A 21,491-nucleotide genomic window follows, 5' to 3' on the forward strand; every position below is an offset into this window, starting at 1 on the left:
GATCCCCGTCGGATCGAGCATGTAGATCGCGTAGTCCGTGACCGAGTCGACGAGAAGCTCGAAGCGGCCTTCTGCAATCGAGCTGTTTTCGTCTTTCATACAGAATCACCCCAGCTCACACGTAAGACATTGAAGCAACGAGTAACGGATTTGTGCTCTCCGATCCGTACTGTTGACGTACGAACGCTCTCGCTTCTGAACATCGCCAAGAAGAACCTCAAGTTCGGTGGCGTATGTGACTTGACGGACGAGGCTTCCCGATCGGCATGGATGTCCAAGGTCGATGTCGCCGAGGTCTGGGGTGTCGGCCCAGCCTTGGAGCGGAAGCTAATCGGTATTGGCGTCGAGAAGGTCTCACAGCTTCGGGATCTCGATCTAACACTGGCTCGCCGGCTTCTGTCCGTCGTCGGTGAGAGGACCGTACTGGAATTGCGGGGAGTGCAGTGTCTAGCGCTAGAGCACGTCGCCCCGCAGCGGAAAGGCTGTGCGGTGACGAGATCCTTCGGCAAACCCGTAACGACGCTGGCGGGCATCTCGAGGCCGTGTCGGCATATGCGAACAGAGCCGGCGAGAAGCTGCGCCGCCATGGCCTGGAAGCCTCGCATCTGTCTGTCTTCATGCACACGTCCGAGTTCAATCCACGTGATCCGAGGTATTCAGCTTCGACGACGGTGCATCTGCCGGAAGCGTCAAACGATACCCTGGACCTCATCAGGGCCGCCCAAAGGGGTGCCAGGGCAATCTATCGAGATGGATACCAGTACGCGAAGGCCGGCATCATAATGGACGACTTAATCCGCGCTGGCACCGCACCGCGGCCGCTTTTAGATCGACGGGATCGGGAGCATTCCGACAGGCTGATGGGCGTGATCGATGCGGTAAACGGACGGTTCGGCCGGGGGACAATCGCCCCCGCAGCCGCCGGCTTCCGCCAGCAGTGGGCGACTAAGTTCGACATGCGGTCGCCACGCTTCACAACGAGGATAGCGGAATTGCCAAGGGTAACGGCATAGCATGCGAGGCTACGTCAGGGATGGGATGCTGCTTGCGCGGCGAGGACTGACCGCTGACCGCCGATCCATATTATCTCACCATAGGCCATCTTTTTGCGGGCAAGGTGACGTTGCCTGACCGCGCCCTGTTCTTCACAAGGCCCTACAGCCCGGAAGCCATCGAAGCGGCTAGGCGGCGATTCTTGAAGTAGGCTACATTGGTCCGAGGTCGGCAGGGGTTCGCTTATCCAACGGAGCCGTGGACTCAGCACCCGCCTGGTCATGGCCCTCCTGCCAGTCTCGGAATTTATTCGATCCAGCTTTGTATGGGTTGTCGCACCGGGCGACTCCGTCCTTTTGCGCTTTCCAGCCGGCAGTTCTAGCTTCGTTGATCATGTGATTCCCTGCATCGGGGGTATGGTGCCGCTACCATGCAATCGTCTGGGTGAATGGTGACCAAAGGGCGCGTTCACCTAGCATTCAGGAAGTCGGAAACCTCGAAAAGTTCAGTGACGGTATCGAACTTATCCATGCCCGATCGCATTCAGGGAACGAATGGAGGATCGATAGAATGAAATCTGCAGCAGCCGCATTTTTGGCCATCTTTCTAGCCTCCTCGCCAGTCGTTGCCAGCGATTTTCGCTACGAGAACGACACTTACGGCACGACCGCTCGCTTTCCTTTGGAGGCTTTCCCTGAGGAGATCCCGGCGACACCAGAGGGTGCGGTCTGGCAGTCACGATCGGGGGCGCAGATTGTCATCTACGGACGGGAGAATGAAAGGCGCGAGAACCCTACATCCATGTATCGCTGGAGAGCGTCCCGGGATGACGTCACCTACCATAAGGGCGGCAAGGAATGGCTGGTGGTCTCGGGCTATCTGAAGGACGGCAGGATTTTCTACGAGCGTTACATCTTTCGTGGCGGCCTGATCCATTCCGTCTCGATCCGGTATCCCGTGAAACTCAGGAAGGATTATGATCGGTTGCTCGGCCCGATCACCAACAGCCTTAATGGCCCTTCCGGATAGCTGCACCCGGTATTCGACCCGAGGTCATCCCCGAACGGGCTGACCAATACGCTGTCTTTTTCACCGCTATCCCCACTGTCAGCTGTGATGAGACGCTCATGTTAGCAGGCTAAATTCTTTGATTTCCGATGTTTAAGCAACCTCAATCTGCTCAGTGCGTCTCTCTTCAAGGTAATCGCTCGCAGGAGAGACTATGGTGGCGTTCCTCGCAAAAATTGGCGCAGCGATGCGGGTAATGCCGACTCTGTCGGAAACGGATCACGGCATCATCGAGGCGATGATTGAAATCGGCGCGGGGGTGAGTGAAATCGCGGAAACGTTCGGATATCCGCTCAATCTCATCGAACAGGTTAAGGCGACCCAGCCGATATCGCCTTTCCGTGTGCACCTATAAATCTTCAGTTGGTTTGCCGACCGCGCCGGGGATCTGGCGTAAAAGGACCTTCGCCGAGCCCTCGGATTATTCTGAGCAATGACAACGCATTGTCCGCCTCAGAGAAAGACATTCCTTCCAGAACCTTTTGGCGCACCCGTATGGGCAATTTCGTGCTGGAGTCGATCACGCTCCACTGCCCGCCATCAGTCTCGCAAAGGACCGGCTCCATTCTCGTCGCATCAAGAGCCATTTCTGCCGCCCTAATGATTATTTAGCCATCAAAGTGTCCGGCTAACTAATCAAGCGACCTAGCGAAGGTTCCCTTTTGCATACGATATTGAACGGCGGCCGCTGAGGTAGATGAAACAGATACGTTATTTGGCGAAGGCCATGGTATGGGCTGAGTCCTAGGCGGTGTGGACAAAGTGTCTGATCCATAGTCGGATGGATGCGACGGGGACGAAGCCGAGAAAGCTATTGGCTGTCTTGTCGTATCGCGTCGCCAGCCGCCGACTGTGTTTCAGCTTTGAGAAGCATCGTTCGACGAGGTTTCGCAGGCCGTAAATGTATCCATCTATGACGGGTTGGATCTTGCGGTTTCGCTTTGCAGGGATGACAGCGGCGACGCCTCGGGCCTTGAGGTCGGCAAGGATGAAGTCGGCGTCGTATCCCTTGTCGGCGAGCAGGACGCAGGGCTTGGGACCGGGCTGGTCCATGACCGGCGCATAGCCCTTCATATCAGAGACCTGACCGCCGCTCAGCGTGATTGCGACCGGGAGGCCTCGAGCATTGCTGCGGAGATGGATCTTGGTCGAGAAGCCACCGCGAGAGCGCCCAAGACCTTGGTCCTGATCCCCTTTTTTAGCGCGCCGGCGGCGTGTTGATGGGCTCGGATGATGGTAGAATCTATCATCTGAACGCTGTCGTGGCCCGTGCCGGTCTCATTCAGCGCCTCCAGCATCACGTCCCAGATCCCCGCCTGCGTCCAGCGCCGGAACTGACGATAGACCGAGTTCCAGGCACCGAAATGGCTGTGCAAATCACGCCACGCCGTCCCCGTTCGGGCGATCCAGAACACCCCATCGAGCACCAACCTATGATCGCGAGGACGCCGACCTCGCCGCGGACCTTTCTCGACCACGAACGGCTCGAAGAAGGCCCATTCCGCATCCGACATCAAACCTCGAACCAACGCCGCTCTCCGCAAAGAGCAGCCTTGAATCAGTCACCAGGTGATTTGGGAATCCCCTTTGTCCACACCGCCTAGGTTTTGCGGGATGCGGCGGCGTCCATAGCCGCTCGAACTGCTTGCTTCTCAGGGCTTCCTGCATTCTGCTGCAGAAACCGATCTACTGGAGTGGTCGTTTCCCATCCCAGCTGAAGCAGCGTTCGCTCGATGGATAACCGAGAAGCCACCAGCGCCATCTGTCGCCAAGGACCAGGCGTCGCCGTTCGAACTACGGTAGACCAAGTCCCCCTCAATGGCGCCAGCCGACACAGGGGGAAGGTAGCCGAGCTGCAACAGCATATCCGTCACCAACACGCGGATTGCCTTGCCCTTGGTCTCCAAATTCTTGTCAGCGATAAATGCATCGAGGGCGGATAGCAGCTCACTTGCCTTGAGGTCGTCTGCATTCATGTACGAGTGGTCCTTACATCACCGATCGTGCCGCGGCCTCGATATCCGTGTCCATGTACTGATCGGCCAGCATGCCAGCGATGTGGTTGCGGGCGAGCTCCAAGACGGCTTCGGCGACCTCGGCTTCACTCCAGCCTGCGGCCACGGCAGCAGTAATCACGGCCTGGAATGTCGGCACGATCGCGAATTCACAGTCGATGCCGCGGTCAGGGTGCTCGGGCGGATGTTTTGGGGCGGTGATATCCATGGCGACGACCTAGGGCGATCAGACTTCAACGACCAGCGGTTCTGCTGTCGTGGTGCCCGCATGAATCCAACGCGACACCTTGCCGGTCCTGGTAACGACGTCGATGTCCTCCCGAGGCTCCTTGTAAGTGACGATGACGGTAGGGCCGTTGTGCGGTTCATCCAGTGCGGCCAGAATGAGCCCGACATCGGGCTTGTGCATGCCAATGAAGCGAACCCCCTCGATCGTAGTGGCATCACGCTCGAGGAACCGTAGTCGGAGATTTTTCTTCGACTGACGGCGCCCCTCAGCCAGTAGCCGCGATCTGTTCGTCCCATCCAGTTCCATCAGCCCAGCGATCATTACGACCGGCTTCTGGAATGACAGGCTGGCCTTATAGAGCGCCTTCACCGGGGCGCCGGCATAATCCCCTGCGATGACAATGATGTCGGCTGTCATGCCCGCTGCCCCGGTCTGCGACGAGATAATCAGCAATTTCGTCATGCAGTCCTCAAACGAAGATCGTTGCTCCGACCGTCAGCATGGCGGCAGATGTCGCGCTGGCCTGCCACACCGGCGCAAAAGTGGCGAGTGCGGCCGATCGAACGTAGGCCATGCCATTACCGAGCGCTGGCTAGCGCCACAGGTAGCGCAATGGTGCGATGTCACTCCGGCGTGCGGTATTGGGCGCCTGTCATGGCGGACGGCCGGTTGTCATTGTCTGCACGGTTCATGTTTAATTACCCCGTTACGAAAACGAGATCTGAAAAAATGAGCGGCTGGGTTTTGATATTTTTTCTGATCGTGAGCATCGCGATCCCAACATTCGCTCTTGGCGTCATGGCAGGCCGATATCTTGAGTGAACGTAAGGCGACGATGTCCAAATGCTCGGATGATGTCCGTCTCGGTGTGGCGCCGGTCTCTTCGTAATCCGCATGGCGGTCGGGCTGCACCGTAGCGCTTTGGCATATCGACGAGTTCCCACCACTGCGATTTGGCTTCCGACAAGAACGGTTTTCGAAATCAATCACCGGCGATAATGTCTGCATGCCCTGCACCATATGCAGATTTCAATTTAGAGGCATGTCATGATCGGTCGATGGTTCAACGAAGGCGTCGAAGCACACGGCAGAAGGATTCTCGCTAACGATTGCCCGTATCCTATGGGTTCAGAGCAGCAGGGCCAATGGCTGGCCGGATGGACCCAGGCGCAGGGTCGCGCCACGACAAGGCAGCCAAGAGCTATTGCTGAGCCGCATAAAGATACGGAATAGTTTCAAAGCCGCCTCAGTCTTGCCGGACTACAGCCTTTTCGCGTGCGGCTCGAAGTTCGGCAGACTTACGCCTGCGCGCAGCCATTTCCTGTAAGGCGAGCTCGAGACCCGCTCCATTTTCGTGGCGCTCTTCAAGCCCCGAAAATAGTGATGCTCGACCATGTGGCTGACGTCTTTCGGCTTGTGAATGCCCTTCTCCCTGTGAGGAGGACAGATGTACGCGCGAGCAAACGAGCAAACATTTTCAGGTGTTAACTATTCACTGACCGTGCGGTATCAATCAATTCCCAATATTGAGCTTTTACCGGGCAGCCACAAGCTGCGGCTTGGCATGGAAGGTCACCAGAAGTTTCCCGCTTCGGGAAATGGTCCAGTCCACCGTCGCCGACTGTTCAAAAACATCTTCGTCCACCGCCTTACAGGCGCCGTAAATTTTGTCTGCAGAGGAGCCACTGAGCCGCATCTGTAGGGACATGTCGGATTCGCAGTCAGCCACATTTTCGTACGCGACCATAGAGGCCGGCAGTTCTGTACAAATTGATGCGTTAGTGTTGCAGCCAACTAGCAGCATCAGTGCAGCGATGTGTTCCATACAAGCTCTCCCTCGGTCAAGGAAAGCCGGGAACTGGCTAATGGTTCCTGTGGTCTGCCCGTCCGATGGTACGATCCTCCCTCATCGGCAACAACGAATTGAACGGAGATAGAATGCTGGTAGCAAGGATCGTCATGACCCTCGACTGCCTGGTTCAGTGACGGTTAAGCGGCGTTGGCGTTTTTACGCGCACCCTTTCGGGCAGGCTTCTCTGGCACCGGTTCATTTACCGGTTCCCTCCTCTTGCGCCCAAGGCCAAAGCTCATTGCCAACGCAGAGCGCCTTGTGGCGTAATCCGCAGCCACCATCGGGTAATCAGACGGCAGGCCCCAATTGCGACGGTAGTCGTCCGGCGTCATGCCAAACTTCGTCATTAGGTGGCGCTTCATCGATTTGAAATGTTTTCCGTCCTCCAGGCAGATAATGTAGTCCGGTGTCACCGATTTCTTGATGGGAACCGCCGGCACCGGAACGACTGGCTCAGGAGTCGCGGCTGGGGCAGTGCTAAGCGAACCAAGAGATTTGTGTATGCTAGCGATCAAGTCTCCGATCTCGTCTGTCGTCACACAATTGTTCGCGACGTACGCAGCGGCGACCGAAGTGGTCAGTGCAAGGAGATCATCGTCCTGTGCTTTATCGTATTCCATAAATTTTCTTTGGGCCTAGTTAGAAATATTACCTATAAACGCGATTTAGCATCGATCGCCAGTATTTCAATACAGTAACCGCTACCCGTCGGCTAAGCTCGCGGGCAGCATTCGAAATAGGCCTCGGCTAATAGGACGAGATGCATGCTCATTGGCAACACGCCAAGGGCCTTCGCGATAGCCGTGGGCCCTCGCCTTTTGCTTCGATCCTGCGGATCTATCCGGCAATGTCGTCACCTTGTACGCGCGGTAGGCGGCAGCAGCATTGGCTGCCTCTATGCCGGTCTGTTCGTTTTCCCTTGGAGAACTATCGCTCAATCACGCCAATCCCGATGGGGCACATGGCACGTCCAGACGAAGTTTTTCCGGATCCCCGTTCTACTCAGTGACAAGATGAACGTCCTCATCGGTACGGATTTTTAAATCAGTGACGGAATGCGACAGATCTAATCACAGTTACGAACTATATTTCGCATCTAATTATTGGGCTGGAACGTGGAACATCTTCTTTCCAGCTTTCAAATAAGGTCGGCGCCTAGTAGGCAGCCGTCCCATGCGGGTCGGCCGCTGTCGACCCTCTCAAGACATTCAGCATCCATTTGCGCGCTCCCATTAGCGGACGTCTGAGTCCGACCGCCTTTCAGTAACTTCGAGAAACGAGCGCAGTTAGCCTAACCTCGTGTCCATCAGACCGGCAGCAGGCCAAGGTGCCCACGTGATACGACAAGGTATCTACGGCACGAACCAGTAGTTCACCACGTGAAAAAAGATCGGCGCCGCGTACGTTACCGAATCCATCCGGTCCAATGCCCCGCCGTGCCCCTCGATCATCGTGCCCCAGTCCTTGGCACCGAGCGAGCGCTTGATGGCAGAGAGCACTAAACCGCCGCAGAAGCCGGAGACGACAATGGCAAGTGCGATCGCTCCCGCTTCAAGCGGTGTGAACGGCGTGATCCAGAACAAGCCAGCGCCGAGTATTGTTGCCGAAAGCCCGCCGCCGATCAGACCCTCCCAAGTCTTCGACGGGCTGACGTGTGGTGCGATCTTGTGCTTCCCAAACAGTTTTCCAAAGACGTATTGGAACACGTCGCTGAGCTGAACAACGGCGATCAGAAAAAACAGGAGCAGAAAGTTTTTACTCTCAAAGCCCGGAATTGGCAGCATCAGGAGCGCCGGGCCATGGCTGATGCAGTAGACGGTCAGCATCAGGCCCCACTGGATCTTCGCCGTCCGCTCAAGAAAATTTAGGGTCTCGCCCCGCATCACCGAAAGCACTGGCAGCAGTAAGAAGGCATAGGTCGGGATCGCCATCGAAAACAGCGTGATCCAGTCGATGTAGATCAGGTAGTATTGCAGCGGGATGAACAGGTAGAAGGCCACCGCCACCGCCCGGTGATCAGCAGGCCGCGTCGGCGTCAGCGTTATGAATTCTCGAAGGCAATAGAACGAGGTTAGCGCGAACAGGACGAGTGTGACGGTCTTGCCTAGCAGGAAGGCTGCGCCGAACACGGCGACCATGCCCCACCAAGCTTTTGTCCGGGCATTTAGGTTCGCGACAGTTTCACGCCCCGCATCTGTCGTCACTCGTCGCTTGAGGATCTGGCCGACTGCAGTAGCGACTAGGAGAATCGCGGCGATGCCAGCGAACAGCGTCAGCGTAGTGCTATCCATAATTGATCCTCATGTCGCCGGCACGGCCAGTGCCGTCACCGCATCGCGGGCGCGGGCGAGGAAGGCCGCCTTATCCTCGCCGTCCAACACCCGGATCGGAGCGCCGAAACGGGCGCTGCAAGCAATTGGCGCCGGCAGATAGGCGCCCTTAGGATAGGCCCGGCTGAGATTGTCGAGATAGACCGGGATCAGCTCTGCCTGTGGAAAGGCGCACGCAAGATGATAGAGCCCGGCCTTGAACGGGCCCGGCAGCAGTTCCGTGCCCCGCGTGCCCTCTGGAAAAATGATCAGCGAGGCACCGTCGGATAGCTTCTCCGTCAGTGGCGCAAGCGGATCGCCGCCAGCGGTTCCCCGCTGACGATGGATAAGTACGCAGTTCAGGAGTGTCAGCGCGATGTGCCGGCGAAATTTCGTCTTGCCCCAATAATCCGCCGCGGCCACCGGATGCGTGGTCCTACGGAGCGCATGCGGCAACGCCGCCCAGAGAACGATAGTGTCGAGATGGCTACCATGGTTGGCAAAATAGATGCGTTGCGCGAGCGTCGGCGCCGAGCCGACCCAGCGTGCTTGGCCGCCGATCAGGAAGCGTGTCAGCCCGGTAATCGCCGCGCGCAGGATCGAGCGCTGCATCATCGACGCGCCTCCAACCCGGCGGCAATTGTCTGCAACCGCCGCAGGCCCGTAAGCGCAGCACCGATGACCACCACCGCTAGGATGACCTGTATTGAATACACCGTACCCCAGACCATTACCTCTCCCAGACCCAACAGGCAGCCGAGCGTCAGCGCCGCCATCCGCTGCGGCTTTGCCATTGGTCCACGAAAATCTTGTGGCAAGCCATGCGAGGCGCCTACAGCGCGGACATACGCCGTGAACACCGCGAGGATGCCCGCGACGAGGCCAAGCCACAGAAGTCCGGCGGCACAGCCGAAACCCGCGAGCAGCAGCGCATCTTCGAGCCGGTCCGGCACTTCGTTGTAGAGTGCCCCGGTTGCCGAGCCACGCCCACCCTCGACTGCGACCAGCCCGTCCATCAGGTTGCAGACAAGCCGAAGTTGTATGCAGAGGGCGGCAAGAAGGAAAAGCCATGGCCGTTGGAACGCCGCGACCAAAGCCGCTGCACCCAGCGCCGCGAATAGGATGCCAAGCAGGGAAATTTGGTTGGCGGTGATCGATGTCGTCAGCAGGAGGCGCTGAGTGGCCGCTGCCCATCTAGACTGACGTGAGGCGAGCGGGCGACGATCAGCCGTCTGCATAAAATTACGATCCCGTTTCAGTGATATCTTCGTGTAATCCAAATTGTAATGAAGGCCAATCGCTTGCAGCTGGGAATGACGGACCAAAGAAACGCGAAGCAGGCGACATGCTGGAGAAGCAGAGAATGTGAGGCCTCAGCAGCAAAATGGCGACTGCCATCGGTACGTTCGGAATGGAAAAAGGGTGGCCATCATAGGGCTGGCTAGCTATCGAGAACTTCTCAACGATACAATGATAAATTGATGTTTACGCTGTGATGAAGCGCGCAGCGGTTGAGCTTCTGCAAAGGTGCTATGGCTTTCCAAGGAGCAATCTAGGCAGCATGGTCTCGGTAGCGTAAGCCGTGGTTGCACCGAGGGTGACTGGGCAGTTGGAGTCGAATTCGGCCATTAAGCCGTCAAGGTCGAGTCAAAGGCGAGGAACGTTCAAGCGGCTTCATCTTGGAACGGTAGCCCCGCGGCGGTGATTTCATCCGAAATGTCGCCAAGCACTTGCTTGAGGTGCTTGATTTCCGCGGAGACCTCGCCGCGTCGCCGGTGTAGCGCCTCAATTACCTGATCTTCCGACTTGGCTCCGAGCAGCTGCTTCACCTCGACGAGCGAAAAGCCGAGGTGGGTAAAGTGCGTGATCTTCTGCAGGCGGGCCACATCAGCATCAGTGTAGACGCGGCGCCCACCCGAGATGCGCTTCGGCGGAATTAGGTGAAGCTCTTCATAGAAGCGCAGCGTGCGTTGCGTGACGCCGAACAACGCAGCGACGTCGCCGATGGTGTGCGGATGGGTATCTCTAATCGCGGCCAACTGGCGCTCCTGTTATTTGAGCCTTTGCGCGGCAGGAACTCTGCGGAATCACCTGATCAAAGCCATAAGCGATAGCTTCGCGCCAGCCACAGCGTCGATCCTTAGTAACCAGTGGCGTTTGAATCCCGTCGTTGAAGCAGGTTCTCTGAGCGACGCTGTCCTTGCACGGTGCAGCGTCGCTCCGTTCGGAATGCGCGATACTGGTGGACGCAGGTTCAGGAAATGTCGATCGTTACGATATCGCTGTCATAGGCCTCTGATGCGCTCTCCAGCAGTTGGTCCAAAAAGTCGGCCGTCCGCGAGCCACTGAAGCGATCGTAGGGCGTCATTCGCCGCCCATATCGCTGCGGGACATCAGCCAGGACGACCCAGTTCGAAGACGCCAGAGGATACTGTCAAACACTCGCCGACCGCAGACACGGGTAATCCCACGGCTGTTTTTGGACACTAGCGGCGCAATGATTGACCATTCCTTATCGTTCAGTTCGCGATGCCGGCCGAATGCCCGCTTATGGGGACACTCCCTATTTTGCACGCATAGAGAATTCCTTGACAAGCTCACTGAGATAGTGAGCAAATTTGCAGCTAAATGTTAAATGCTAGCCAGGTAATGATCTCTTGTGTCCTGAAATTTGGATCGAGGGTGGCGACATGGCGTTTTTCACAAACTTTAAGATCGCAAGCAAAATTGCCTGTCTAGTGCTTGGGGTCACCCTGCTCAGCCTCTTGGGGGCATACGTCTCCACTAGCGCCCTTCAAGATGCCGACGGGGATTATTCCGCGCTTCTCAGCAACGAGAGCAAGGCTACCGTCCTTGTTGCGCGTGCCAACCGCTACATCACCCAGGTTGGCTACGCCGCATACCGCAACATCGCCTATGACGCCGGTACAGAGGGTTCAAGAACAAGTACAGACGATGCCAACGCCGCTTTGAAGAAAGGCGCTGAACTCCTGAACTCGGTCAAGCCGCTTCTCCCCGACCAGGCGTCAAAGATCGACGAGTTTGTGGCGAGTTTGGCCGCCATCAACACCCCTGTCCAGGATGTGTTGAAGGCTGGCAACGCCAACGAAAACGCCCGCGCGATGGCCTACATGGTCCCGATCGACGCCCAGATCATCGCTTTGGTAAAGTCGCTCGCCGCCTTCAACGACGACGTGATCGCTGGGGTGGATGCCAAGAGTGCCGAATTGTCTGCGCAGACCGTGACGTTCACGTTGCTGATTTTGGGCGGCACCGCCGCGGCCGGTCTCATCGCCCTCGTCGCAGCGGTCCTGATTTCCGGCAAGACGATCACCGGTCCGTTGAACCGCCTCCGGGGCGTGATGGAACAGCTCGCCGGCGGCAAGCTCGACATCGAGATCGCCGGCCATGAGCGCCGCGACGAGGTCGGCGCGATGGCCAAGACCGTCCAGGTGTTCAAGGACGCTGCCAACGAGAACAAGCGCCTCGAGGTCGAGGCCAAGTCCGCCCGCGAAGCTCAGGCCTCGCAGCGTGATCGCCAGTCGGCGGTCGACAATGCCAAGGCCGAGGATCTGAAACTCTTCGTCCACGCCGTCGAGGCGGGCTTCGACGAGCTGTCCGCCGGCAACCTTACGGTCCGCATGGACCAGGCCGTCGCGCCGGAGTTCGAGCCGATCCGTGAGAAGTTCAACGACACCGTCGTGGCGCTGGAGGAGACCATGGGCTCGGTCGTCGATGCCGTTGGCTCGATGCGCGTAGGCCTCAACGAGATTACGATCGCCGCCGGCGATCTCTCCCAGCGTACCGAACAACAGGCAGCCAGCCTCGAAGAGACCGTCGCGGCGCTATCGGAGGTTATGCGCGCAGTAGCGGACACGGCGAGCGAGGCCGGCACCGCTCAGACCTCCGCGACCACCGCCCTCACCAATGCCGAAAAGGGTGGCGTCATCGTTGCCCAGGCGGTCGAGGCTATGAGCCAGATTGAGCAGTCCTCGGACGCCATCGGCAAGATCATCGGCGTCATCGACGAGATCGCCTTCCAGACCAACCTTCTCGCGCTGAATGCCGGCGTCGAGGCGGCACGGGCGGGTGAGGCGGGCCGCGGCTTTGCGGTCGTCGCGCAGGAAGTGCGCGGGCTCGCCCAGCGCTCGGCTGAAGCTGCGAAAGAGATCAAGGACCTGATCTCGACCTCGTCCACCCAGGTCGAGCGCGGCGTCAACCTCGTCACCGCGTCCGGCCGGGCGCTCGAGGAGATCGTCTCGACCGTCGGCGAGATGTCCTCGACCGTCACGGGCATTGCCGGCTCGGCGCGCGAGCAGGCGACGAGCCTCAAGGAGGTCGCGATCGCCGCCGATCAGATGGACAAGGTGACCCAGCAGAACGCCGCAATGGTCGAGGAGACCACCGCTGCCGCCCAGACCCTCCTCGGCGAGACCGAGCAGCTGGCCGTCCTGATGGACCGGTTCCGTACGAGCGGCAGCAACCCGGTTACGAAGCCCTCAACGCCTCATCGCTCCGGCAAACCAACGAAGGTCGTTCAGTTACGCCAGACGTCGAATGTTAGGCGCCAGCCTGAAACAGAAAGCTGGAGCGAGTTTTAATCGTTCTTCAGCAAACGATGTTAGCTCGCCCTCATGCCCCGTCGCCCTCGCCGGCGGCGGGGCATTTGTCGTTTCCGGCATGCCCTTCCGGCTCGCTGTCTTCAAGTTCGATCTCTTGGCGGATAGCAACGAGTATGCGCAGCGTCTCGATTGCGTCCGCTGCCTCGCGCAGAAACGCTTCATCCTCAGATCCCCTATCGGCTCGGGCCATTAAGCGAGAGATGATATCCGGGGCTGTAGGGTCTTGGTGGTCATCGCCGGCTCCGTCGTGAGTGTGTGGTGCTCAGCCTGGATGCCGCATAGTCGGGGCGAAAGAGGGCGTCAGCTTCCGCTCTGCCCATCCGTCGATGAAGACGGCACTGAACCACGGTAGCGGCAGAGGATAGAGCCGACGACACCTCGTGCAAAAATGTCGCCGGCCCCGTGCACCGGCTTCAGCGCTGGCTCTGGAATACCCTTAGGCGCTAGTGTCCCATCTTAAAGCTTTCGACCTTGCGTCATTCTTGCGCGATAGACGGAGCGCGGTGCACACATTAGGAGCACGCTGGCGTTAAGCGACCAAGCTCAGACTCAGTCCTGCGCTCGGGGCCCCGCGCCATCTCTAGCATCTCAGTTAGTCGATCAATTTCGCGCTGGTGGAGCCCGGCGACAGCGTCATACTTGCTATTCAGAAGCAGCTTCTGACGACGTGCGATTTCCCGCTCGGCGTAATCCGTCAGCACTGTCATCGTTTGACCACCGATCCTTAGTTTTGAGCAAGCTGTCTTAGTGATCCAACCTGAGCCTTACGTCAGGCACAAGTTGCCAGTTCAGTCGCTCACTGACCGGGTAGAGTTCAGGAGGGTTGCCTAGTCTTTCGTCACCGGACCGAAAATGAGATGCGCAGGTTTTGGGATCGACGGCCAGCGAGGGTGTCGCTCTTGAAGATTAGGCGCGCATGGGGAGCGACTAATGACGAAACCAAACGACGGAGCGCCGCAGTCCACGAGGCGGTCCAGGCTCGTCTGGATCAGCTTGTCGTATTCCTGAGGCTCAAAGCTGAGGCGATTGTCGTGGGCTCAGCGGTGATAAACAGGAAACGCTAGAGATCTGCGACATACTCGAAAAATCAGGCCGATCCTCGAGGGACGCGGCATTTGCTGTGACGATGGAAGCTGGGGCGCTGACGGCGACAATATCCCGACGAGAAGACCCGAGCTGAAGCCCTCGACTGGAAGCCAGCCGGCTTCGTCGGCAAGCCTTACTCGGAGCGTGCTGTCCTGTACTTGCAGAAAAAGATTGTCCGTGCGGATGCGGCCTGAAGTTATAAAGCCTTAATTGAATTGCAACCGCCGCATATTAGCCTGCAACGGATATGGTGATGAGGCGAGACATGAGCTGCGACGGCTGCAAGACAGACAAACTGAGTTTCGATTTCACGATGGCGTTTCAGCCGATCTACGACGTCGGTTCAGGTCGAGTATGGGGCTACGAAGCATTGGTTCGTGGCCTTGGCGGCGAGGGGGCATTCTCCGTGCTCTCGAATGTGTCGCCCGAGAACAAGTATCGGTTCGACCAGGCGTGCCGGGTAAAGGCGATCGAGCTCGCGTCGCGTCTGTTCCCGTCCGGCGAAGAGCTCAAGCTGTCAATCAATTTTATGCCGAACGCGGTCTATGATCCCGCTGCATGCCTCCGTGCGACATTGCTTGCGGCCGGACGGCACAGCTTTCCAAAATCGGCCATCATGTTCGAGTTCACGGAAGACGAGCAGCTCTCCGATACCGCTCATCTCACGACCATCATCACTGAATATCGCAGCCACGGCTTCATCACCGCCATCGACGACTTCGGCGCGGGACATGCCGGGCTTGGTCTACTGGTCGACTTTCAACCGGATCTGATCAAGATTGACATGAAGCTTCTGCGAGGGATCGACACCAGCCGTGCCAAACAGGTCATCATCGCCGGAATAGTTGGCATGGCGAGAGAGCTAGACATTATTGTGCTTGCTGAAGGTATCGAGACCGAGGCGGAATTCCTGGTCCTGAAGGCCGCCGGCATCCGGCTGTTCCAAGGCTACTGGTTCGCAAAACCTGCATTCGAGTCTCTGCCGACAGTGAATTTTGGCTGTCAGGATATGCGTATTTCAGCGTAGGTCATTACCACCCGTTACCCGATTAAAGTCCACAACTCCCATCTGCCTCGTGTCCGCAGCTTTGTTCTGGAACAGAAGATCCACCTCATGAGCTGGACCCTCAAGGAACTGGAGGACGCGGTCGCCATCCACCGCCAGGACCCCCGCTATGCCACGCGTACGATCGCTATTACCCTCGGCACCACGATGACGTCGATGTCGGCGTAGGTTGTCTTAGGAGCAAGCGTGCTAGGTGTTTAATCCCACGGTTTAATGGTGCGATCCCTTCTCAGAAATGGGAGGAGGCGACATGGGACAAGTTCGTCACGGGAGTACCTGCGCGCCGACAGCGTCGAGCCGCAGTTCACGGCTCCGGACCCATCGAGCAAGCTGGATCCCTACGCCGACAAACTGTCAGCGATGCTGCGTGTTGAGACGGGCAAGTCCTGCAAGCAAAAATGCACGATCAAGCAGCTGCGCACCGATCTGGCGGTTCTCGGCTATGGGGGCTCCTACAACAGAGTCGCCGCCTTTGCCCAGAATTGGAAGACGGCCCGGCATCGTCAGCAGCAGACCACCGGCCGCGGCACCTTCGTGCCTCTGGCCTTCGTGGCAGGCGAGGCCTTCCAGTTCGATTGGTCCGAGGACTGGGCGATCGTTGCCGGCGAGCCAACCAAATTGCAAGTTGCTCACGTCAAGCTGTCCTATATAGCCGTGCCTTCGCGCTGCCGGCCTAGCCGGCGCCACCAACACCGCGACCGGCGTTGCAAACGACCTGCCCCCATGGCAGCTGCCGGCATACCTGGCGCCTGCCGTCAGACGGCCTTTCCGGCAGCGGTCTGTGCGCCGTGTCAGCGCTACGCGCCGACGCTGGCGGCGGCTGCCAGACCCTCCGGATAGAGCGCTGCGATTTCGAAGCGGGAGGCCGGCATGGGACGACCGAACAGATATCCCTGTCCCTCGTCGCAGAATTGCCGCATCAGCGCGGCTTGCGGCGCGGTCTCGATTCCTTCTGCGATCACCTTCAGGTCGAACCCATCGGCGAGCTTGGCGATGGCCTCGACGATCGTCTGATCCTTTCGGCTCCTGTCGACGCCGCTAACGAAGGAGCGGTCGATCTTCAGGCGGGTGACCGGAATATCCTTGAGCATGGTCAGCGAGGCATAGCCGGTTCCATAGTCGTCAAAGGCGATGCCGACGCCCATGGCCAGCAGCTCGCTTAGATCGGATGCGATGCCCGCCTCGTTGCGCAGGATGATGTTTTCGGTGATCTCGAGTTCCAGGGCCTCCGGCGGCAGATCGAAATCCTCTAACGCCCGCTGGACGATCGACGGTAGGTCCTTCGAGCGGAACTGCGCGGCGAATAGGTTTACCCCGATCCTGAAGCCGGGATTTCCCGCTGCACGCCACAGGGCCGCCTGCCGGCAAGCGGTGTTCAGTATCCATTCCGACACGGGGCGGGCGAGGAGGCTCGTCTCCAGCACGGAGAGGAAGGCGGCCGGCGCGATCAATCCGCGCTCGGGATGGTTCCAGCGGATCAGCGCTTCGGCCCCCGAGAGCGCGCCGTCCAGGAGACGGACCTGGGGTTGATAGAAGAGCTCGAACTCCTGTCGCTCCCAGGCTTCGCGAATGCCGGAACTGATCGAGGTCCGCGACTGCACCGCCTGTCGCAGCTCGGGCGTGAACACCCGGATCATCGACCGCCCTTCGGCCTTGGCGCGATAGAGCGCGATATCAGTCTCGTCGAGCAGCCGACCGGTGTCCCAACCGCATCCGGAGGCGAAGGCGATGCCAGCGCTGGCGCCGATGTAGACAGAGCGCTCGCCGATCTCGATCGGCTTCTCGATGGCCTTCACCATCTGCTCGCCGATCGCGCGGATCGCCATGGGGTCCACCGACCCGGTCGCGAAAATCACAAACTCGTCGCCGCCGAGACGCGAGACCAGAAAAGCGTCGCCGGCCTCCTGCCTCAACCGCTCGGCGACGACCTTCAACACCGCGTCTCCGGCGGCATGGCCGAGGCTGTCGTTGACGTCCTTGAAGCCGTCGAGATCGACCATGATGGCGGTCGCCGGCAGGCCCTCGCGGCTGGCTGCCTGCATCCGGTCGGCGAGCACAGTGCGGTTGGCGAGATTGGTCAGGTGGTCGAACTCGGCAGCATGCCGGAGCTTGGCCTCCTCTTCACGCCGGTCAGTAATATCGCGCACGATGGCGCCAAAAAACGGCTCCCCCGCCTCGGTCCATTTCGACAGCGACAGCTCGATAGGAAACTCTTCGCCGTTGCGGCGATAAGCGGTGATCGTGATCAGCGCCCCGACCAGCTTGGTCTCGCCCCCGCTTGCGGCGCGGCGAAAGCCTTGGCGATGGCGCTCACGCATCGCCGGGGGCACGATGATGTCCAGCTGCCGGCCGATGGCCTCACCCGAGGCGTAGCCGAACATTCCCTCGGCCGCCCTGTTCCAGGAAATGATGGAATTCGACCCGTCGGCACAGATGATGGCGTCGGACGAGGTCGCGGCGATCGCGTTGAACTGCCGCCGGACATCCAGCTGCGCCCTGGCGAGGCGCCGCGCCTCAAGCCGCTCCATCACCATGCGGCCGAGATAGGCTAGCGTCTCCCGGTCCTCCGCGGAGAAGGCTTCCCTCGGCGCCAAGTCCATCAGGCAGAAGCTGCCGATCACCAGACCTTCCAGAGTTACCAGCGGCGCCCCGGCGTAGAACCGCACGGGACCGTCAGCCGATTGAAACGGTGCCGCGGCGAAGCGCGGGTCCTTGGCGGCATCGAGGACGACCATCACCGCCCGGTCGAGGATGGCAAAGGTGCAGAACGACCCCTCCCGTGCCGTCTCGCAGGCGTCGAAGCCAATCCTTGCCTTAAAGAACTGCCGATGCTGGGCGACCAGCGAGACGAGGACGATCGGCACGCCGAACAGCCGTCGCGCGAGCCCGGCAATGTCGTCGAACTCTTTCTCGGGGTCGGTATCTAGAACAAAGTAGGCGTGCAATGCCGCAAGGCGGTCTGCCTCTTTCTCGGCAAGAGGATAGGTGGCTTGACTCATGGATGGCTCACAACAGGACGGGCAGCCAAAAGTTAGCCTGCAACCTTTAATTCTTTGAATTACATGTTGGCATGCCGCATGGGCATGATGGCCCCACGCCGCCCCGCTCCAAAGGCGACCGCAGCGCCGCCAGCTGCTTCAGGCAGACTGGAGAGCCAATCAGAAGACTTGCCGCATGGCTGCCTTCACGCAACCCCTGCACTACGACTTACCATATGACCTGCTGCCGGTCTGATGGACACGAACTGGGTCCGGCTGCGCTCGCTTCTCGAAGTCCATGGGGGTGAGCGCATAGGTACAAGACGCACGAATCGCGCGGCTGCTTCTCCTCAGCCACTGCACCGCGGGTGTGGCTACCGCGGGCGGTCTGACGAGAATCCGCTACCAACCGTCCGGCCGGTGCAACTCTCAGTGAAAATCAACAACTTATCGACACAGGTACAGTCTCGAGCCAATCCGTTTAAAAAAGTCCGACCGGATGTTTAAGCGGTCCATTAGATGTCTGGCGGCCCAAGCACGACTGGACGAAGAGCTTGAGATGCAGCGAAATTACGCCAGTCAATGTCTTCCTGCGCATTCCAGCCATCTTGCTCATCAGCAGCTGTTTCGAAAAGATCGATCATAGTCACACACCCTGAAAGCTCCAAAGCTCCAAAGCTGAAAACGGATTGATTCTAAAATTCTCGAATGAACTCAAAATATGACTGTAAAACATCCCGATCACGGCGTTGAATGAGAAATATTGTATCCTGACTGAACGGATCAGGATGCACAAGCATGTCCTTATTGAGTCGGATCAATCTGTTTTTCTTTTTGATTGGGCAAGAGCAAACAGCTTCCAATGTGAAAAATCTCGAAAGGGTCGACAACTCTCGGTCGGCATGATCTTGATGTGGACCATAAAAAGCGGTCGAGTGTCATGGCAAAATCGACAACCACGGACAGCCGATCTCGGAGAGCCCTTCGCCTCCTGACCTGTCAGGAAATGCATGAAGGTCTCGCCCCGGAGGATGTATCAGCTCTCCAGTCCGAGGCAGCAGCGGTCAAACGGCGGATCTTGCAATCGCAGTCGGAGAAGCTGCTGACGGATGTTCGCAGGATCTCCGTGACATACGCAGAGCATCTCTTGAATGAGGGTCTCCCGGCATACATCGTCGTCGAAGGGGTCGAGGGCATTGTCAGGCAGATGCCGGACGGCAGTAGGGACGTTGTCGAGGTAATTGACGGCGAGATCGTCGCTGTCCGTGCGCTTGGTCCATTACCTCTAGGCAGCGAAAGGCCCGCCCCGAAGTAGGGAGCGGGCCTGATCTGTCTCTTCTGCCTGACTTCAGAAATCTTCCCAGCTGTCGGTAACTGGTCTGCCCCATTAGGTGGGCCGTTTCAAATCTAATGGATTGTGAGCTTTGCGGCCACGTTTGAGGTGGCCGTGGAAGTCTACGCCGCCTTTCAGGGCGCTCGGCTTTCCATCTAAATATGTTGTCGGCCGAGATTTCCTCGATGGGCTCGTGGTGAAAGACCTGGCTGCAGCACGGGGTCGCCTTGAGGACGTTGTTGAACTGCCCGCCGCCCGGGCAGCTCAGCTCCACTCGTTGCGGAGCTATGAGGAGGCGAATGTGCGGCACGTAATGTTGGTGTCATCCGGTGCTGCGAAAAAGACGCCTCTAGTAAGTGGGTTCAACAACCGGAAGATCAGCGTTGCCGAGGCAGTCGAACTGGTCGTGTCCAAAGGGGAGCAAATCCGGCGAAGTACCTTCTCCGCCGTCATGGTTGCAGGCGAACAGTCCGTGTGAAATCCGGTCGCAGCAGACCTCGGGCGTTACGAGCGCCGGCCGGCGAACAAAACTTATTGGCGGTTTCGCTTCCTTACCATCCTCTTTTGCCGGCAGAGTTCGAAAACGTTCGGCGTGGTAGAGGAACGAGGCGACCGATGTTGGTCAACTAAGAGAGCCGCCGGTCTCCTAAGCCATGTCAGCCTCGACGGCCTATAGCAGGCCGTCGTTGCTCACGGCATTGAACGGCCTGCTGGTTGCGCAGCACAAGGGCTTGCTTACTGGCACACAGAATAGGTCATCCAGCGTCATGCGCACGTCATGGGTCAAGGTCGCCAGTGCAATACATGTTGACCAGCGCGCCGCGGGGCAGGGCAATCACTAACGCTCATTTGGCATCGACCGAACAGACGTGGCAGCCGCTGATCGCTTTAAAAATCCGTTGGCTGATGAGGTCGAAGGTCGCGCCCGGCGCAATCTTGTAGTCCAAGGCCTGCTGGAACATCGGCTTGGTTGCGAAGGTCACCCGGATATCGGGGCTCAGCAAGCACGAAAACCGAACCGCCGTGAGCGTTGCGTCGGTGTCGTGGGTCACATGGAATTGGACCAACCCGCTACCAGGCAATTCGCGTAGGTGAATGCCGGAACCGTTTGGGGGCTTTTCGGAAATCCGCGTGCGCGACGCGGCAATGCGTTCGGCTGAGATCGTATCGTTCTGCATCATAGGTGCACTCGAATAGCGCCCGTGGCCCCGTGGCCTCGCCCGGTGGTAGCCAAGATAACCCGCCGATGGATTTGCGCCAGGTCTCTTCAACTGGATCGCCATTGCGGTAGAAGGCCTGACATTCCACCAGCGCCTGTTCCAGCCAATCGTGGCTGCGATTAACCGCGCTCCCTACGACGCTGTCGTCGCCAACCTCGTAGTGGAAATCCAGCGGATCGCTTGATCGATCCGATATCCCGGGTTCTTCGGAAGGGTTCGCTGAAACACCGGCTACATGAGGAACATGCCGATCACCGCCGCGCCCATGATACCAATGGCCAACGGGGTGCTGCCGAACTGACTGGCACGAACGGCAACGCCAACCGCGACGAGCGCGATGAGCCCGTAGAAGACGATCCTTACAGGTTCGATATCCAGCCATGTAACAGCGAGGTATCTGCTTGACCAACAATGCCGCGGAACGAGCCCTGCGCGGCATTGCCCTTGGAAGAAAGGCGTGGCTCTTCGCCGGGTCACAGCGGGGCGGCGAGCGTGCAGCTTTCATGTCCACCCTGATCGTCACCGCCAAGCTCAACGACATCGATCCGTAGGCTTGGCTTGCCGACGTCCTCGCTCGTATTGCCGACCACAGAATCGGCTGCCTGAAATTCTACCATGGAACTGGGCCGCGGCGGCCCATCAGGATCAAGCCGTAGCTGCCTGACGGCGGCCTACCTCGGATGCATACTTTGCAGAGGCCCGAACGATCGATGGTGTCAT

The 21,491-nt window shown here is 58.8% G+C and carries 19 protein-coding genes and 3 pseudogenes; 7 read left to right on the plus strand and 15 right to left on the minus strand.

Annotation, left to right across the window (positions count from 1 at the left end; genetic code table 11):
- Window positions 1-542: 542 nt before the first annotated feature.
- From ACZLZY_RS24165 to ACZLZY_RS24175, 3 genes are all read left to right on the plus strand, one after another.
- Window positions 543-1,013, plus strand: coding sequence for a DUF4113 domain-containing protein (locus tag ACZLZY_RS24165; RefSeq protein ID WP_472936559.1), 471 nt, complete (start codon window positions 543-545; stop codon window positions 1,011-1,013).
- Window positions 1,014-1,563: 550 nt separating this feature from the next.
- The gene (locus ACZLZY_RS24170) at window positions 1,564-2,022 is read left to right on the plus strand and encodes a hypothetical protein (protein ID WP_472936560.1); all 459 of its coding nucleotides are present in this window, start codon (window positions 1,564-1,566) and stop codon (window positions 2,020-2,022) included.
- Window positions 2,023-2,215: 193 nt separating this feature from the next.
- Window positions 2,216-2,416 (plus strand): hypothetical protein, encoded by a 201-nt coding sequence (locus ACZLZY_RS24175; protein ID WP_472936561.1) that lies wholly within the window; start codon window positions 2,216-2,218, stop codon window positions 2,414-2,416.
- Window positions 2,417-2,805: 389 nt separating this feature from the next.
- Here ACZLZY_RS24175 and ACZLZY_RS24180 read toward each other — a convergent pair.
- From ACZLZY_RS24180 to ACZLZY_RS24230, 11 genes and pseudogenes are all read right to left on the minus strand, one after another.
- Window positions 2,806-3,575: pseudogene (locus tag ACZLZY_RS24180) on the minus strand (IS5 family transposase).
- A 138-nt stretch (window positions 3,576-3,713) separates the two neighbouring features.
- Window positions 3,714-4,037: a hypothetical protein gene (locus tag ACZLZY_RS24185; protein WP_472936562.1), complete on the minus strand. Its 324-nt coding sequence runs from the start codon at window positions 4,035-4,037 to the stop codon at window positions 3,714-3,716.
- A 13-nt stretch (window positions 4,038-4,050) separates the two neighbouring features.
- Window positions 4,051-4,284 (minus strand): hypothetical protein, encoded by a 234-nt coding sequence (locus ACZLZY_RS24190; RefSeq protein WP_472936563.1) that lies wholly within the window; start codon window positions 4,282-4,284, stop codon window positions 4,051-4,053.
- An 18-nt stretch (window positions 4,285-4,302) separates the two neighbouring features.
- Complete coding sequence (locus ACZLZY_RS24195; RefSeq protein ID WP_472936564.1) at window positions 4,303-4,767, minus strand: metallophosphoesterase family protein; 465 nt, start codon at window positions 4,765-4,767, stop codon at window positions 4,303-4,305.
- Window positions 4,768-5,839: 1,072 nt separating this feature from the next.
- Entirely contained in the window at window positions 5,840-6,130 is a 291-nt protein-coding gene (locus ACZLZY_RS24200; protein ID WP_472936565.1) for a hypothetical protein, read from the minus strand.
- Window positions 6,131-6,294: 164 nt separating this feature from the next.
- On the minus strand, window positions 6,295-6,777 hold the full coding sequence (locus ACZLZY_RS24205; RefSeq protein WP_472936566.1) for a Ros/MucR family transcriptional regulator: 483 nt from the start codon (window positions 6,775-6,777) through the stop codon (window positions 6,295-6,297).
- 732 nt (window positions 6,778-7,509) lie between these two features.
- Entirely contained in the window at window positions 7,510-8,448 is a 939-nt protein-coding gene (locus tag ACZLZY_RS24210) for a phosphatidate cytidylyltransferase (RefSeq protein ID WP_472936567.1), read from the minus strand.
- A gap of 9 nt (window positions 8,449-8,457) precedes the next feature.
- On the minus strand, window positions 8,458-9,081 hold the full coding sequence (locus tag ACZLZY_RS24215) for a lysophospholipid acyltransferase family protein (protein WP_472936568.1): 624 nt from the start codon (window positions 9,079-9,081) through the stop codon (window positions 8,458-8,460).
- Window positions 9,078-9,704, minus strand: a complete 627-nt coding sequence (locus tag ACZLZY_RS24220) for a CDP-alcohol phosphatidyltransferase family protein (RefSeq protein ID WP_472936569.1) — start codon at window positions 9,702-9,704, stop codon at window positions 9,078-9,080. The genes ACZLZY_RS24215 and ACZLZY_RS24220 overlap by 4 nt, the downstream gene beginning before the upstream one ends.
- 426 nt (window positions 9,705-10,130) lie before the next feature.
- Complete coding sequence (locus ACZLZY_RS24225) at window positions 10,131-10,505, minus strand: MerR family transcriptional regulator (protein WP_472936570.1); 375 nt, start codon at window positions 10,503-10,505, stop codon at window positions 10,131-10,133.
- A gap of 325 nt (window positions 10,506-10,830) precedes the next feature.
- On the minus strand, window positions 10,831-11,067 hold the full coding sequence (locus ACZLZY_RS24230) for a transposase (protein WP_472936577.1): 237 nt from the start codon (window positions 11,065-11,067) through the stop codon (window positions 10,831-10,833).
- A gap of 89 nt (window positions 11,068-11,156) precedes the next feature.
- On the opposite strand from ACZLZY_RS24230, the gene ACZLZY_RS24235 reads away from it, so the two are divergent.
- Both ACZLZY_RS24235 and ACZLZY_RS24240 read left to right on the plus strand, forming a co-directional pair.
- Entirely contained in the window at window positions 11,157-13,067 is a 1,911-nt protein-coding gene (locus tag ACZLZY_RS24235) for a methyl-accepting chemotaxis protein (RefSeq protein WP_472936571.1), read from the plus strand.
- Window positions 13,068-14,439: 1,372 nt separating this feature from the next.
- On the plus strand, window positions 14,440-15,201 hold the full coding sequence (locus tag ACZLZY_RS24240) for an EAL domain-containing protein (RefSeq protein WP_472936572.1): 762 nt from the start codon (window positions 14,440-14,442) through the stop codon (window positions 15,199-15,201).
- Here ACZLZY_RS24240 and ACZLZY_RS24245 read toward each other — a convergent pair.
- On the minus strand, window positions 15,193-15,333 hold the full coding sequence (locus ACZLZY_RS24245) for a BLUF domain-containing protein (protein ID WP_472936573.1): 141 nt from the start codon (window positions 15,331-15,333) through the stop codon (window positions 15,193-15,195). The genes ACZLZY_RS24240 and ACZLZY_RS24245 overlap by 9 nt on opposite strands.
- A 120-nt stretch (window positions 15,334-15,453) precedes the next feature.
- Between ACZLZY_RS24245 and ACZLZY_RS24250 the strand changes: the two are divergent.
- Window positions 15,454-15,888: pseudogene (locus ACZLZY_RS24250) on the plus strand (IS21 family transposase); the annotation flags it as partial.
- A 149-nt stretch (window positions 15,889-16,037) separates the two neighbouring features.
- Here the strand turns inward: ACZLZY_RS24250 and ACZLZY_RS24255 are convergent.
- From ACZLZY_RS24255 to ACZLZY_RS24265, 3 genes are all read right to left on the minus strand, one after another.
- On the minus strand, window positions 16,038-18,239 hold the full coding sequence (locus tag ACZLZY_RS24255) for a putative bifunctional diguanylate cyclase/phosphodiesterase (protein WP_472936574.1): 2,202 nt from the start codon (window positions 18,237-18,239) through the stop codon (window positions 16,038-16,040).
- 494 nt (window positions 18,240-18,733) lie between these two features.
- Window positions 18,734-18,862: a hypothetical protein gene (locus ACZLZY_RS24260; protein ID WP_472936575.1), complete on the minus strand. Its 129-nt coding sequence runs from the start codon at window positions 18,860-18,862 to the stop codon at window positions 18,734-18,736.
- A 1,534-nt stretch (window positions 18,863-20,396) separates the two neighbouring features.
- The gene (locus ACZLZY_RS24265; RefSeq protein WP_472936576.1) at window positions 20,397-20,732 is read right to left on the minus strand and encodes a hypothetical protein; all 336 of its coding nucleotides are present in this window, start codon (window positions 20,730-20,732) and stop codon (window positions 20,397-20,399) included.
- 434 nt (window positions 20,733-21,166) lie between these two features.
- Here ACZLZY_RS24265 and ACZLZY_RS24270 point away from each other — a divergent pair.
- A pseudogene (locus tag ACZLZY_RS24270) lies at window positions 21,167-21,435 on the plus strand (transposase domain-containing protein); the annotation flags it as partial.
- Window positions 21,436-21,491: the final 56 nt, after the last annotated feature.

The sequence above is a fragment of the Mesocryomonas lacus genome, from assembly GCF_055730135.2.

What these genes read in the sequence shown, in the direction of transcription:
- ACZLZY_RS24205 (WP_472936566.1), bottom strand. Translation starts at nt 6,777, where the DNA reads ATGGAATACGATAAAGCACAGGACGATGATCTCCTTGCACTGACCACT.
- ACZLZY_RS24170 (WP_472936560.1), top strand. Translation starts at nt 1,564, where the DNA reads ATGAAATCTGCAGCAGCCGCATTTTTGGCCATCTTTCTAGCCTCCTCG.
- ACZLZY_RS24255 (WP_472936574.1), bottom strand. Translation starts at nt 18,239, where the DNA reads ATGAGTCAAGCCACCTATCCTCTTGCCGAGAAAGAGGCAGACCGCCTT.
- ACZLZY_RS24175 (WP_472936561.1), top strand. Translation starts at nt 2,216, where the DNA reads ATGGTGGCGTTCCTCGCAAAAATTGGCGCAGCGATGCGGGTAATGCCG.
- ACZLZY_RS24220 (WP_472936569.1), bottom strand. Translation starts at nt 9,704, where the DNA reads ATGCAGACGGCTGATCGTCGCCCGCTCGCCTCACGTCAGTCTAGATGG.
- ACZLZY_RS24235 (WP_472936571.1), top strand. Translation starts at nt 11,157, where the DNA reads ATGGCGTTTTTCACAAACTTTAAGATCGCAAGCAAAATTGCCTGTCTA.
- ACZLZY_RS24185 (WP_472936562.1), bottom strand. Translation starts at nt 4,037, where the DNA reads ATGAATGCAGACGACCTCAAGGCAAGTGAGCTGCTATCCGCCCTCGAT.
- ACZLZY_RS24195 (WP_472936564.1), bottom strand. Translation starts at nt 4,767, where the DNA reads ATGACGAAATTGCTGATTATCTCGTCGCAGACCGGGGCAGCGGGCATG.
- ACZLZY_RS24200 (WP_472936565.1), bottom strand. Translation starts at nt 6,130, where the DNA reads ATGGAACACATCGCTGCACTGATGCTGCTAGTTGGCTGCAACACTAAC.
- ACZLZY_RS24240 (WP_472936572.1), top strand. Translation starts at nt 14,440, where the DNA reads ATGAGCTGCGACGGCTGCAAGACAGACAAACTGAGTTTCGATTTCACG.
- ACZLZY_RS24265 (WP_472936576.1), bottom strand. Translation starts at nt 20,732, where the DNA reads ATGATGCAGAACGATACGATCTCAGCCGAACGCATTGCCGCGTCGCGC.
- ACZLZY_RS24215 (WP_472936568.1), bottom strand. Translation starts at nt 9,081, where the DNA reads ATGATGCAGCGCTCGATCCTGCGCGCGGCGATTACCGGGCTGACACGC.
- ACZLZY_RS24260 (WP_472936575.1), bottom strand. Translation starts at nt 18,862, where the DNA reads ATGATCGATCTTTTCGAAACAGCTGCTGATGAGCAAGATGGCTGGAAT.
- ACZLZY_RS24210 (WP_472936567.1), bottom strand. Translation starts at nt 8,448, where the DNA reads ATGGATAGCACTACGCTGACGCTGTTCGCTGGCATCGCCGCGATTCTC.
- ACZLZY_RS24190 (WP_472936563.1), bottom strand. Translation starts at nt 4,284, where the DNA reads ATGGATATCACCGCCCCAAAACATCCGCCCGAGCACCCTGACCGCGGC.